9 protein-coding genes are annotated in these 14,661 nt (G+C 52.9%); all 9 read right to left on the reverse strand.

The features are described 5' to 3' along the window. Positions 1 to 434: 434 nt before the first annotated feature. The 9 genes from MKX51_RS18835 to MKX51_RS18875 all read right to left on the reverse strand — a co-directional run bounded on the left by MKX51_RS18835 (position 435) and on the right by MKX51_RS18875 (position 14,557). Positions 435 to 1,208: a CAP domain-containing protein gene (locus MKX51_RS18835; RefSeq protein WP_340993455.1), complete on the reverse strand. Its 774-nt coding sequence runs from the start codon at positions 1,206 to 1,208 to the stop codon at positions 435 to 437. Positions 1,209 to 1,472: 264 nt separating this feature from the next. Next, positions 1,473 to 3,434 carry a WG repeat-containing protein gene (locus tag MKX51_RS18840; RefSeq protein ID WP_340993456.1) on the reverse strand — a complete coding sequence of 654 codons (1,962 nt, stop codon included), beginning with the start codon at positions 3,432 to 3,434 and terminating at the stop codon, positions 1,473 to 1,475. A gap of 746 nt (positions 3,435 to 4,180) precedes the next feature. Next, positions 4,181 to 5,311: an IS4 family transposase gene (locus MKX51_RS18845; RefSeq protein ID WP_340993457.1), complete on the reverse strand. Its 1,131-nt coding sequence runs from the start codon at positions 5,309 to 5,311 to the stop codon at positions 4,181 to 4,183. Positions 5,312 to 5,834: 523 nt separating this feature from the next. Further along, a complete protein-coding gene (mglC, locus tag MKX51_RS18850; protein ID WP_076079225.1) occupies positions 5,835 to 6,842 on the reverse strand; it encodes a galactose/methyl galactoside ABC transporter permease MglC in 1,008 nt (335 codons plus the stop codon). A gap of 109 nt (positions 6,843 to 6,951) precedes the next feature. After that, positions 6,952 to 8,463 (reverse strand): sugar ABC transporter ATP-binding protein, encoded by a 1,512-nt coding sequence (locus tag MKX51_RS18855; protein WP_076079224.1) that lies wholly within the window; start codon positions 8,461 to 8,463, stop codon positions 6,952 to 6,954. Positions 8,464 to 8,624: 161 nt separating this feature from the next. Continuing rightward, on the reverse strand, positions 8,625 to 9,695 hold the full coding sequence (locus MKX51_RS18860) for a galactose ABC transporter substrate-binding protein (protein WP_340993458.1): 1,071 nt from the start codon (positions 9,693 to 9,695) through the stop codon (positions 8,625 to 8,627). 364 nt (positions 9,696 to 10,059) lie between these two features. Continuing rightward, a complete protein-coding gene (locus tag MKX51_RS18865; protein WP_340993459.1) occupies positions 10,060 to 11,082 on the reverse strand; it encodes a substrate-binding domain-containing protein in 1,023 nt (340 codons plus the stop codon). Beyond that, the gene (locus tag MKX51_RS18870) at positions 11,079 to 12,905 is read right to left on the reverse strand and encodes a sensor histidine kinase (protein ID WP_340993460.1); all 1,827 of its coding nucleotides are present in this window, start codon (positions 12,903 to 12,905) and stop codon (positions 11,079 to 11,081) included. Before MKX51_RS18870 ends, MKX51_RS18865 begins: the two co-directional genes overlap by 4 nt. A gap of 2 nt (positions 12,906 to 12,907) precedes the next feature. Then, on the reverse strand, positions 12,908 to 14,557 hold the full coding sequence (locus MKX51_RS18875; protein WP_340993461.1) for a response regulator: 1,650 nt from the start codon (positions 14,555 to 14,557) through the stop codon (positions 12,908 to 12,910). Between the last annotated feature and the right edge of the window lie 104 nt (positions 14,558 to 14,661).

Consider the following 14,661-nt stretch of genomic DNA (forward strand, 5'->3'; position numbering starts at 1 on the left):
TGCCGTACTCTTCTGCCTCTTCCATCATTCACAACATTATTAACTATGTAGATAAACATAATTCTTCTTTGCACAATTTGCAAACGAAAAGGGTTTGTTTAGGTGGGGGGCGCGGCTGCGGTGATTTTGGACTTACGGCCGCTGTTGTCTCCAAATTTATTGAATGAACCGTTATACGGTTTAAATTCGGAGACAAAGGCGGACACTATCGCTCCTACAGTTCCAAAATCCCCTCCGCCGCTTCACACCTAAACGGTGGAAGCAGTAAGGGCGGCACGATGGCGCTGCGCTGATCGTGCAAGACCGCGGACTGCGGCACGATGGCGCTGCGCTAATCGTATCAAGACCATCTACAAAAACATAAAAACGCCCCCCGGCAATGCCGGAGGGCGAGTTAACGTTACGTTACTTTAAGTTACTTTGATTAGCTTATATTATTTACCGATGAATTCCTGAACCCAGTAGTTATTATCGAAGCCAACGCCGATGTAGTTGAAGTTCGTGCTCAGGATGTTAGCCTTATGACCCGGGCTGTTCATCCACGCGGTCATAACTTCCTGAGGGGTCTTCTGGCCCATAGCGATATTCTCACCAGCCGCCTTATACGTAATGCCGAATGCCGACATCATATCGAAAGGTGATCCGTAGGTCGGAGAGGTGTGTGAGAAATAGTTATTCGAGCGCATGTCCGCAGCCTTCGCCGCAGCCACTTTGTTCAGGCTGTCCAGTGCGGAGACAGGAGCTAGTCCAGCTGCAGCGCGCTCTTTGTTCACCAGTGCGACTACTTGCTGTGTGTAACTGGAGGCGTTATTGCCAACTGCAGGAACCGCAGATGGGGCCGGGGTTACCACAGGTTTTGCAGTGGCCACGGGGGCTGGCTTAGCAGTGGCTACCGGTGCCGCTGTAGCCACGGGTGTTGCGGTGGCAACCGGCTTAGCCGGAGCTGCCGGCTGTGCTGCCGGGGCAGCTGCAACTGGCGTTGTGTATACAAAGGTTTTAGTGACAGTGTACGTGTTGCCACCCAGTACAAAAGTCTTCGAATTGTTCTGTGTGAAATAGTCCATGAGCTGTGCGAAATTCATATCTGATCCGGCTGCCGCAGGGGCACCGGCTGCTGCTGCGTTTGCTTGTAATGGAAGAGAAATGCCAAGCGCCATAACAGCGGCTACGCTTCCACCTATCACTCTTCTCAAAGTCTTGCTTTTCATTCTGCCATCTCCTTATTCTTCGTTGTGATGTATCGTGCTGCCAGGGCGTCGGTCTACAAATGTTACAAAGTTGTAATCTGTTCCTAGGTCATTGTAACACAAAACTATCAGCTGTGCGCTTCTAAATTCTGTCATTTTATAGATAGAAAGGATTTCATAGAATAGGAAGGCTTGTCCCTCCAGCAGCGGCAAAAGAAAACAGCATTGCCGTCCTTTTCAGGACGGCTGTATCTATCCTATATATCGGCGCTTCTATCGCTTATTTTAATGAAAAGACTGCCAGAACTCCCCTTCGGTCGAGATCAGGCCCATAATCTCAGCATACGGAATGCGGAAGGTTGGAAATCCTGCGGCGTACGGAGCAATCTCATAAGGTGCAAAATACAGGTACAGCGCCTCCGCATCCACATAAAAGGGCTGATCGGCTGTAATGCCTTTGTACGTATCAGGGAAAACATAGGAATACTGCGGATCATTCGCAATCTGCTTGCCGACAATGTCACTGAGCTTCTGCACGTATTTGCTGCCGGGCTTGAACAGATCGCTGAGCGTGTAGAACTTGCCGGTGCGCAGGTTGATATGCTCATAGATCCGGGTAGGCATGCCGTGCGCAGCGCCGAACGGAAAATGATAACCGCTAAGCTCCAGCACCAGCAGATTCTTACGGAAGAAGGATACGGCGAAATCTCCCGTATAGCTGAAATCCTGCGTACCTCCACCCGTCCCCGCGCCATAAGCGAGCGACAGATTGCGCAGCTTGTCATTCACCGCCTTCGAGACCTCGGCAACCGCGATCCCTTCCACGACCGGATAATAGACCAGATAATCCCGGTTAGGCTTGTATTTCTTCTCCAGCACAGAGTATGGCGGTCTGAGCGGAATGACCCCGTTTTGCCGCCAGACCTGCTTGCCTTTACGGTCATAATAGGAGGTGCGCAGATCAATATCCGCGCGGATCAGGCTGCCGCTGAAGGACAGTGATCCTGAGCCTGCGATGACCGGGGGCTGGGCGGCTTTTTTCCCGCTGGTGTCAATAAAATACGTATCCTTGGCATCATACACCGACGCGAGTCCCTGCTGATAATTGTTCACGCCCAGCAGCGGGTGGGTGCTGAGAATTCTTCCGGTCAGCGCATCGGCGATGACATAGCTGGAGCCTCTGTAGGGCTGATCTGCATACAGCGGGGTCCCCAGCGCCACTCGGTTCTCCCCCAGCTGCTGCACCTCATAATAGACGGCGGGAATGATCATTTTCCCCTGCTTGTCGATCAGACCGTAGGCGTTGCCATAATCAGCGGCTGTGTTAATCACCGCCCGGCCCTCCGAGAACGGCAGAGCTGCCGTATACTGCGGCTGGATAGCAACCGTGCCGTCCGTGTGGAGATAGCCGTATTTTCCATCCTCCGTCGCCTGAAAGGCCAGCAGCCCATCTCCCGGATACCCGACAAAAGGGTGTTTGTACGTATGCAGCACCACGCCATGAACATCAATCAGCGCATATTCCCCTTCGGCTATTTTGACCAGTGCAGTCCCGTTCGAGAAATCCCCGGCATCCAGATAGACGGCTGGCAGCACCTCTTTGCCCTGAGCATCCAGGTAGCCATACAGCGAGTTCCCCCCGGTAGTATTCTGCTTGGAGAACAGCGCACGGCCTTCGTGCAGCGAATTCAGATAGTCATAGCGCGCGGACGTCACCTCTTTACCTTTTTCATCAATAAAAGTATAGCCCTTCGCATCCGACACCACGGCCCGCCCCTCGGAAAAAGGACCAATAAAATTGTAGACCGGTTTGACCCGCTCCCGCCCGGAGCTGTCAATCAGACCGCTGACATTCCCCCGCTGCACCACCGCCAGGCCATTCTCCTGAAACTCCTCCGCATAATCATATCTCGGCTCAATCACAATCCGGCCTTCGTTGTTGATATATCCCCACAGCGTCCCATCCTTAAGCTTAAAAGGAGCCGGATGCAGCAGCGCTGCCCGCAGGCCTCCGCCGTCATCCGGAAGCACAATGAGCGCCTCCAGTGGCTTTTTGGAGTAGTCTACACGGTATAAGCCCGCCTCTGCCGGGATTGTCACGAACAAATCCTCTTCCGCACGGATGAAATCCTCCTCCTGCTGCGGAATACACTCATTCCAGCCGATGCCGTCCCACCGCCATACCTCCGTCTGAATCAAACCGTTGTCGTTCCCTTTTCCCAGCTCGTTCAGCTTAATCCTCAGCATGTTGTCGTTCTCCTTTACAAAGGCTTTTGCCTATAGACTATGAGAGTGAGGGGGAAAGGGTGTGCTTGGGCGTTAAAAAACAGAAAGGCGATGTCGTAACTGCGGTGAGTTTTGGACTTCCGGCCGCTGTTGTCTCCAGATTTCTTGATTTAAACCGCTGATCGCGGTAGAAATCCGGAGACAAAGGCGGACGCTCCCGCTCCTCCAGTTCCAAAATCCCCTCCGTTACTGCTGCCTTTTTGTTGGTAAACCTTAAGGGCAACACAAACACACCCTTTTGGAGGGTGTGTACCGGGGATACAAGGGCTGCTGTGCCTGCCCTTGAAATATGAGAATAACCCTTTGCTGGGCAGGCAAAGGGTTAAAAAAACTTTGTAAAGGATAGAGGCATAAAACACTATTCATAAAATTGGAGAAATAAGTAAATACGCATACGTATCACACCTAACCGCTGGCCTGACTGCTAACCTCTTGCCACTCGCTGTCCGCAGGCTGATTGTTAACTCCTTCCCCCTACTGTCTGCTATCTGACTGCTAACTACTTGCCTCCCGCTGCCTGCTGTTTGATTGCTAACTGCTTGTCTCCCACTGCCTGCTACCTGATTGCTAACTACTTGCCACTTGCCACCTCTCGCTCCTGCCGCCCACTCCCTGCTATCTGCGCCTCTGGAACAGAATAAAACTATTAATTAGTCACTATTAGCTGCGAAATCCTGCACAAAATGCAGGCGTGTTGATTACCCATATTATGGGATGACAAAAACACCTAAATGTTCTTTACGCCTGAGCAGATTAAACTGAACCTGCCACTCCAGCGGAAGATTAAATATACGCCAGTGCTGCATAAATTCCCAAAGAGTCAGCTCAGCAAAGACCGGTACCTTCGGGTGAATTTCATCAAAAATGTATTTCAAAAGCACATACGTGGCAAGGGCTACAAACAATTGGCTATATACTGCATTTTCGGTGGTTCCAAATAGACAAGGGACATTCAAATGCTGTTTCACCCAGCGGAAAAAGACTTCAATTTCCCAGCGTGCTTTGTACATTTCAGCAATCACATGAGCGGACTCTTTTCTCAAATCGGTCACAATTCGTACCACTTCACCCCGGTCATTTTCAAATTCAACGACGCGGTGGCGCTGGGCGGATTGGTGTTTGCCTTGACCAATATAACAGGTGATATCGCGTACAATTTTGGTGTCTCCCTCCGCCGGTCGCTGAAGCTTTCGCGGCATCACCAAATGGAGATTGTCTTTCAGACGAATCACAAAGGACTGACCTTGCTGCACATATTGATCCAATCGACCGATTTTTCCATACGCCCGATCCTGAACTAAAAGGTAGTCCTTATCGGCCAAAACTTCTCCAAATGGAGCGTCATTGCGCCTGGCAATCGATTCGACCACATTCACGGGTGAATGCTGTCCATGCGAAAGAGCGACATGCAGCTTGATGCCTCCTCTGAATTTTTTATACGGAGCCCAAGACATCCGGGAGTTTGCCGCCGTAACCGTCGTAGAGTCAATCAGTAGAAGATCTTTAGGCAGATTTAGGTGCCGACGGGTGTGCCGGTTACATTTCTGGACGAGCATTTGAAAGATACGTTTGAAGATGTCGTAAGGGACTTCACCGGCCTTGCCGGAAAACGTGGAGTAATGAATCTCGGGCAAGTCAACGCTTGGGCCTAAGCGGGCACTTTGCCGGAAGCCGTCCCATTTGTGGTAACAGGCTTGGACAAAGTAATCGAGCAGCAACTCGACGGTCATTTTGGTTGCTGTATCCTCGTAGTCCTCGGTCTGTCCGGTCACCATTTGGACTTCTTCCGGTGTTAGTACTTGTTTGAAAACGGCTAAGAATGGGGTATATTTATTCATGAGGTCGCCTCATTTCGGTTTGGTTTGGTCGTACTTACCATTACCCGAAATGGCGGCCTTTTTTGTCCCTTTTTTTGGGAAATCAACACGCTTGTAATTCGTGCAACATTCACCCTGAGTTACCCTGTTCCAGCCCGCCGGAGTTGCATTTATTACAACAATTCACATTGGGTTGAGATGTAGTAGCGGGAGGGAGTTTGGAACTGAAGGAGCGGTAGCATCTTGAGGTCCAATACTCACCACTGCAGGCAAATGTATTCTCATGATTAGGAGCAACGCTGTGACAAATCCGGGTAAGCCAAAAAACGTTTGCGTGGATACCGCAAACGCTCTTTGTCCTGCCTTCCCCACCCTTGGTGAGGTGATAGGAGTACCGGAGGGGATTTTGGAACTGGAGGAGCGGAGCGTCCGCCTTTGTCTCCGGATTTCTACCGCGATTAGCGGTTTAAATCAAGAAATCTGGAGACAACAGCGGCCGGAAGTCCAAAAGCCCCGCAGGTACGACTAATCACCGAACCCAAGCCTACTTCTTCGATGAATATTTCCGCATATCAAACGATACAGCCGCGATAATGATCAGGCCTTTGATGATCAGCTGGTAGTACGGGCTGATGCCGATGAAAGTCAGGCCGTAGTTGATCAGGGTGAAGATGATAACGCCGACCAGGACGCCTGGGACGGTACCGATCCCGCCGGTGGTGGATACGCCGCCGACTACGCAGGCTGCGATGGCATCAAGCTCATACATGTTCCCGTAGTTGTTGGTCGCGCCGCCGGTTCTGGCTGCTTCAAGCACACCGGCTAGACCGTACAGGGCACCAGCGATAGCGTAGATGTAGATCAGGTTCTTGGAGACATTGATCCCGGATACCTTGGCTGCCTGCATGTTGCCGCCGATGGCGTACATGTTTTTACCCAGCTTGGTTTTGTTGAACAGCACCCAGACTATCGCCGCGACTCCGAGGGCTATGAGCACGATGTACGGGATGGAATACTGGCCGCTGCCAATGAAGCCGGAGCCGATGTCGGTGAAGTCGGAACGCAATCCGCCGATCGGCTGGGATTGGTTCGGGTCCATATCGAAGTAGAGCGAGTTCAAGCCGTACACGATGAGCATCGTGCCCAGAGTGGCGATAAACGGCGGAACGTTGAGCTTAGATACGATAATCCCGTTGACGAGACCGCAGAGCAGGCCGGCCACAATGGCAATCAGAATCGGCAGCCAGACCTGCACCTGCGGCAGATCGGGGAAGAAGCGGCGGGAGTAATCGGGTATCTGCAGCATGGACGCTGAGATAACAGCAGTGAAGCCGACCACCCGGCCTGCCGACAAGTCGGTCCCGGCGGTGATCAGGATAAAGGCCACCCCGAGCGCAATAATCACGCGTGTGGAGGACTGGATCAGGACATCCCGCAAGGTATTGATGGACATGAAGCTTGGCTCGTATATGATGATCCCCATAATCAGCAGTACCAGCACGATGTAGATTGCGTTTTGAGTCACGAAGGACTGCGCTCTTTTAATAGTCATAATTGTGTTCCTCCTTAATTGTTACGCGAAGTTTAAGCATTCATTGCTAAGCTTCTTCAGCCTTGCAGCAGCCCTATGGTCTTCGCCGTCCTGTGAGTATAGCTCCTGATTAATGCTGTGCAGCGAGACGCATCACTTCGGTTTCCGTAGCCTGCGCACCTTCTAATATTCCTGTAAGCCGTCCTTCCGACATCACCATAACACGGTCAGACATCCCCAGCAGCTCAGGCATTTCCGAGGAGATCATAATGATGCTCTTCCCCTGCTTCGCCAGGTCGGCAATAATCGTATAGATTTCGAACTTCGCACCGACGTCAATTCCGCGGGTCGGCTCATCGAGCAGCAGCACCTCAGGCTCAGTGAGCAGCCATCTGGCCAGCAGCACCTTCTGCTGGTTCCCGCCGGAGAGATTCATAATCTGTGTCTTGGTCGTTGGCGTTTTGGTCCGCAGCTTTTCAATCATTTTATCGACTTCAACCTTCTTCTTGCGGCCGTTCAGCAGCAGGTAAGGCGTCTTGTAACGGTCCAGGTTGGCGATGGCGCCGTTCTCATGCACAGACAGCACCGGAAAAATCCCCGTCACGCGCCGCTCCTCAGTCAACAGGGCCAGCCCGTGCTTCTTCGCATCCTGCGGAGAGTTAATCTTCACCTTCTTGCCGTCAATCGAGATAGAGCCGGATTTCACCGCGCGCAGTCCAAACAACGCTTCAATAACTTCGGTTCGCTGTGCGCCGACCAGACCGCCGACACCCAGAATCTCCCCGCGTCTTAATTCGAAGGACACATCCTTGAAGGATCTGGGCTCGGGTGAGGTCAGACCTTCCACCTTCATGAACACCTTGCCTGGAACATTGGTGCGCTCCGGGAAACGGTTCGTCAGATCACGCCCGACCATCTTGGAGATAATCAGGTCCGTGGTCAGCTCGGCGGAGGGCCAGGTGCCGATCTTTTTACCATCACGCATAATCGTCACTTCATCGGAAATCTCCAGGATTTCTTCCATTTTGTGAGATATATAGATAATAGCTACGCCTCTTTTTTGCAGGTCCCGGATGATCCGGAACAGATGCTCCACTTCCACGCTGGTTAAGGACGAGGTTGGCTCATCCATGACAATCACGCGGGAGTGAAAAGAGACCGCCTTCGCAATTTCGATGGATTGGATCTTGGATACAGACAGCTTGCCCACCAGTGTTTCGGGATTCAGGTCGATATCCAGATCTTTGAATAAGTTTTCGGTGTCTGTGAACATTTTTTTGTGGTCAATGAACTGAAGCGGCCCGATGCCCTTGGTTGGAAAACGTCCCAGCCAGATGTTCTCCATCACGCTGCGGAAAGGTACAGGGTGCAGCTCCTGATGGATCATCGAGATGCCGTGCTTCAGTGCTTCGCTCGAATTGGAGATGGAGGCCTTCTGGCCATCCAGGAAGATCTCACCGGCATCCGGTGAATAGATTCCAAAGAGACATTTCATCAGTGTGGACTTGCCTGCCCCGTTCTCGCCCATAAGTGCATGAACCGAGCCCGGACGAACCTTAATGCTGACTCCATCCAGCGCCTTCACGCCGGGAAATTCTTTGGTAATGCCGTTCATTTCCAGCAAAAATTCCGTATTTGCCATGTTGTTACGCCCCCTACGCTTTTTTTCTTTTTCCATGAGAGGCACAGCGGTTCCATCCTGCTCCCTACCCGTAAGGAATTCCGGAGAGCGCATTGCAGCGCCCTCCGGGACTGGTATCTATGATACGTATCTGTATCTGTAGCCTTGCACCTGTTAACGGATTACTTGGCGTCTGCTACGTTGTCTTTGGTAATCTTTTTGTAGGAGATCCATACAAATTGGTTGTCTGTGATATCGAAGCCTACGTTCTCTTTGGTTGGCGTTTCGCCTTTGGCCAGCAGAGCGGCCAGGGTGATCGCTGCTTTACCTTGGTTGTTGGCATCGTTCAGTACGGTACCGAGCATCGTTCCATCCTGCAAGGCCTGAACCGCAGGAGCCGTTGCATCCACGCCTACAACCGGCATGTATTTGTCGCCGCTGAAGTAGCCTTGAGCCTTCAGAGCTTCGATCGCGCCGAGTGCCATGTCATCGTTGTTGGCCAGTACGGCTTCAATCTTGTCGCCGTGGGAGCCGAGGAACGCTGCCATTTTCTCCTGGCCTTTTACACGATCCCACATCGCGGTATCTTCAGCCAGCTTCTCTACCTTGATGCCTGCATCTTCGATTGCCTGAATGGAATAGGTGGTGCGAAGTTCTGCATCCTGGTGTCCCGGTTCACCCTTCAGCATGACATACTGCAGCACGCCGTCGCCGTTCTTGTCCGCTTCAGGGTGTGCTTTCCAGTAGTCCACGATCAGCTGGCCGGACATGGTGCCGGACTCTTCAGCCTTAGCGCCTACGTAGTAGACCTTATCCCATTTCTTCATATCTTCCGGCAGCGGCTCGCGGTTCAGGAAGACCACCGGAATGTTCGCGGTCTTGGCTTTGTCAATGATGACGCCCGCAGCGGTGCGGTCTACCGGGTTGATCAGCATGCCGTTATATTTCTTGGTGATGAACAGATCCACCTTATCGTTCTGTGTAGGCTGAGAATTCTGGCTGTCTACGATATCAACAGTGGCAATGCCCTTGGCAGCAGCATCGATGGCGTTGCGGACACCCGTCATGAACGTGTCGTCGAATTTGTAGATCGCTACACCGACCTTCGGAGTCTCAGCAGAACCGGAATTCGCCGTGTTAGCCGCAGTTCCTGTGTTAGCTGGGTCAGCCGCCTTGTTATTGTTGCCGCCGCAGCCTGCTAGAGCAGCACCCAGCAATGCACTTGCAAGTAGAACGGAAGTGATTTTTTTCATGTCTAATTGACCTCCTGAGGATATTTCTTTATTTGGGATGATCCCGGTGTGTCCCGGGTACATCCTTATTATGCCCTACGTGAAAACGGTTGCGAATATAAAATCCTACTCATTTCCATGAAAATTCTACTATCAATATACATTGAACTAATGGTTTTTTATGTTTTGGGATTAACCGTGACTCCAGAGAAGTTTTGGACTTCCGGCCGCTGTTGTCTCCAGATTTCTTGATTTATCCCGTTTTTAACGGTTGAAATCCGCAGACAAAGGCGGTCGCTACCGCTCCTCCAGTTCCAAAATTCCCCTCCGCCACTTTTCCTTTAACTTAAGTTTTTGTTCAATCTATATAGATCTTAAATTTCTGCTACCTTACAAACGGGAACAGCAGCTTCTGATTCTCCGGCCACAGCATATTCTCCAGATCGATGAGCTTGGTGCCGGTGTCCACACGTTCGGGAATATCCATGCCTTCGAGTGCCTCCACGGCATATTTCACCGCCAGATACCCGTTGCTGAACGGATTTTGAATGACGGTCGCCTGCACAGTGCCATCCTGGAGCGATTCCATCATTGAGGGCGAGCTGTCGAAAGCAATCATTTTCACACTATCCCTCTCCAGACCCTGAATCACCCTGGCCGCGCCCTGTGAAGCAATTTCATTCAAAGTGGCAATACCGCGCAGCCCGGGATACTTGTTCAGCATCTCCCGGGTCAGATTCTCGGCGTCGGAGGTGCTGGAGGAAGTGTAGGCGATCTGTACGACCTTAACGTTAGGAAAGCGGGCGGCATAATTCAGAAAACCCTTTTCCCGCTCATCTGCATCCCGCGCACCATAGTCGATACTGCCCGTCTTGCCGGAGTCCGGGGTAAGCGACGAATTGGTGAAGTTAATGATCCCGATCTCGCCATAGCCCCCCAGCAGCTGAATCAGCCGTTCGGCGGACTTCTGTCCGGCCTCGTAGCCGTTCGACCCCACGTAAGTCCGAACCTTGGCAGAGCCGACCTCCGCATCGACTGAAATCACCGGAATTCGGGAATACGCCGCCTGATCCACGACCTGCGCCAGTCCCATATAGCTGCTGGCCGCGAGAATAATCACATCCGCCTTCTCCTTAATGGACTCCTCCACCATGACGACCTGCTCCTCAATATCACTCTCTGAATCCGGCGCCTTGAAGGTCAGATTGACATTGAATTCCTTCGCCGCAGCCTCTGCTCCGAGCTTCAGGGTGTTCCAGTAATCCCCTTTGTTCATCTTGACAATCAGGTGGATATTCCGCGTCTTGCTGGTGCTGATATAAGCTGGCGAGGCGTTAAAGCAAGAAGATACAGAGATCCACAGCACGCCGCACAGCAGCACGGTGAGCCATACACGCAGGCTTTTCACAGGTTCGTCTCCTCCTTCTGCTTATCCATAGCCTCTCCCGCGGGGAGAGCCGGGAACACAATCGTCACAACCGTCCCCTCTTCCAGCTCACTCTGAAAAGCAAGCCCGTACTCCCGCCCGTAATACAGGCCGATCCGTTCGTGCACATTCCGGACACCGACCCCTGATCCGCTGGTGCTTTTGACGCTTCCGCTTAGAATGCCGTTCACCGTCTCCCTGGACATCCCGAGGCCGTTGTCGCTGACCCTGATGAGGATTAGCCCGTCCTGAAGCCCGGCGGTGATCGAGATCAGCCCCTCGTCCGGCAGCATTTCAATCCCGTGATAGAGCGCGTTCTCCACGATAGGCTGCAGAATGAGCTTGATCGTCTGGCACTCCAGGACCTCCTCCTGCGCCGTAATCTCATAACGGAATTTATTCTTGAAGCGGAAGCTCTGAATCACCAGGTAATGGCGGATATGGTCCAGCTCTTCCTGGATGGTGATAATGTTCTTGCCTTTGCTGAGGCTGATGCGGAAGAATCTGGAGAGCGACTGGATCATGGTGACGACTTCATCCGTTTTGCCGCGTTCTGCCAGCCGGATGACAGAATTCAGCGTATTGTACAGAAAATGCGGGTTGATCTGCGATTGCAGCACCTCAAGCTCGCCCTTCCGCTTCGTCTCCTGCTCATATATGATCTGCTCCATCAGCTGGCGGATACGCTGGAGCATCATGTTGAAGCGCCTCGACAGCTGTTCTACCTCATAGGCTCCGCTGACGTTAATCGGCGTATTCAGATCGCCCTCCGCCACCTGCTTCACGGTACGCTCCAGCTTGCGGATCGGGCTGGCAATCAGCCAGGACAGGAAGACAGACACCGCAATAACACAGACGAGAACAACCGCAAGAAACCACGCCAGAAACTGATTGAGATCCCGCTTGGTGGTGACAATCTCATCGTAATAGGCCACCCCGACAATCTTCCAGCCGGTCTGCGCCAGCGTGCGTACGGTGATAAACCGCTTCTCCCCGGTCGATTCGTCCAAGTAGCTGCGGTAGGCGTATTCCAGCACCGGCTCCACATTCTCATACTTCAGCCCGGCGTAGATGAGCTGCTGCTGCGGATGGTAGACGATATTGCCGAGCGGGTCGAGGATGTAGGCGTAGCCTCTTTTGCCCAGCTTGACCTGCTTGCTGAGTTCGTCAATCGTTCTGAAGTTGAAGTCCAGCAGCAGCACACCGGTTCTCAGCTCCCCGTTCTCCCTGTATTGAATCAGCTTGGAGATGGAGACTACCCAGGTATACCTGCCCTTGAACAGATTCTGGATATGCGGGGCGGAATAGGAGATCTCGGAGGTACGCTTGGCTGTGGTGAACCAGCTCTGGCTCTCAAGCCCCGTGTTCATGCGCATCGTCTGCCCCGGCGTCCCCACCACATACTTCCCCTGCGGTGTAAAAACAGCCACGGACACCAGATCCTCGCGGCTGCTCATCAGGGTATCCATCCGTTCATAGAGCAGCGGGGAATCGATGGAGGGCGTAGAGGTAATCTGCTTCTCGGCGGTCGCAAAAATACTGCCCATCCCCTTCACATACAGCTCCAGGTTATAGTTCACCTGCTCGATGATCTGCTGCATGTTGAGATTGGCATTCTCCTCGGCCGTGTTGGCGAACTTGCCGTACAGCATAATACTAACGATTACGGCCACCGCCGCAGTCACCGCCATGAACGTCAGCGTGATGATCAGCTGAATGCTCCGCAGCTTCGAGGACAGGCGCAGCCTGCCGCTCTTGCGGGACCCCGGCCGCAGCGGGAAGAAATAACCCCTCGGCTTGTTCATGGCTATTCTCCCCGCGCGCTGTTCTTATACTCTTTGGGAGATTGTCCGTATTTCTTGCGGAAGCAGAAGCTGAAATAGTTCGGGTCGGCAAAGCCGATCCGCTCGGCGATCTCGAACGCCTTCAGCTCGGTGGAACGCAGCAGTTCCTTTGCGGCCTCCAGCCGGATCTGCAGCAGATAGCTGACGAAGGTCATCTTCATTTCTTTTTTGAAAATGCTGCTGAAATAGCCTGTGCTGATATGCAGCTGCTGGCACACCCTGCCGATGGACATATCGGATTCTTCATAGTGGCTGCGGATATATTCCTTAGCCTGGTCTATGAGCTGCTTGTAGCTCGACTGGCGCTCCGAAGCAATGGAATCCATCAGCCGGCTGCATACGGTAATAATCCACTGCCGGGCTTCTTCCAGGTTGTTGAATTTGTTCATATCGCTTAGCGAAGTCAGGCCGGGTCCGATAAAATCATTCGTTCCGCTCCCGGATTCCTTCGCCACCCGCAGAATGGAGGTGATGATCTCCAGCAGGAAAATCTGATAATCCTGCGCCGAGACCTGCTCCGTATCCAGTCCCCGGAACAGCTCGTCCACGACTTCGCGCAGCTCCTGGACGGTGCCCAGCTTGATCGTACGGATCAGCGACTGCTGGGTCAGCTCATCATAGTCCAGCATCCGGCTGGACCGCGATTCCACATCCTCAATCCAGATGACCCGGTTGTTGCCGAGGATCAGCCGGTAATCAAGCGCTTGCAGCGCATCCCCGAAGGAATGGAACAGCATGGACGGTGCCTTGCAGACGGTTCCGGCCCCGGCGGTTACGGTAAGCTTGAGGAAGCGCTGCACATTCTGGCAGATCTCTTCGAGAATGGCGAAGGTTCTGGCGGTGATGTCGCTCTCCTCCGGGCTCTGGCTGACCGAGAGCAGCACAACATCATCCCGGTGGATGAATACCTTGCCGAAGCCATGCTTCTGGCAGATCTCCTCCGCGATGTTCAGCACAGCATAGAGCTGGAGATTACGGTCGCCGGTATCACGCAGGGACACGGGCCGCTGAGCTTGAACGGCGGAAGAATGGTCCGGGCGGATATAATCGATACTGATCACAGAGGACTGGAAGCATTCACCGGTGAGGGGGATGCCGTACTCTGTGCTTTTCTCAGCAATCTCTGCGGAACGCAGGCGGCGGGACACCAAGGTAGAGAGGAACTGCTCGCGCAGAAGCGGCAGGCTCTTGCGGTAATGCTCGCTCAGCACGAACACATTCTCCTTCTCGGCAATCTCGGTCTCGATCGTGGCGCGAACCTTCAGCAGAACATCAATCAGCTCCTGGGACGAAAATGGCTTCAGGATATATTCATCAATCTGCAGCTTAATCGCCTTCTGGGCATATTCGAATTCATCATAGCCGGTCAGAATGATAATCTTCGTATTCGGATGGCGGCTGCGTATCCATTCCGCCAGCTGCAGGCCATTCATGAAGGGCATCTGGATATCGGTAACGACCACATCCGGCAGCAGCCGGTCGATCGCATCCGCCGCCTCCCGCCCGTTCTCAGCCTGCTCCACGACCTCGAAGCCGTACTGCTCCCAGTCAATCTGGGCGATAATGCCTTCTCTTACATCTTCCTCGTCTTCGGCGAGTATTAGTTTGTACATGCTTCATCCCTCTTCGGCATAGGATATGGAGGTTCACAGAACTATAATAGCTGATTCAAATGGCCCGATCTATGGTTATATTAAAAAGGCCGCAGCCCGTTCCC

Origin of the sequence: Paenibacillus sp. FSL M7-0420 (assembly GCF_038002345.1) — a bacterium.
In the GTDB taxonomy this organism is placed as follows: Bacteria; Bacillota; Bacilli; order Paenibacillales; family Paenibacillaceae; genus Paenibacillus_AQ.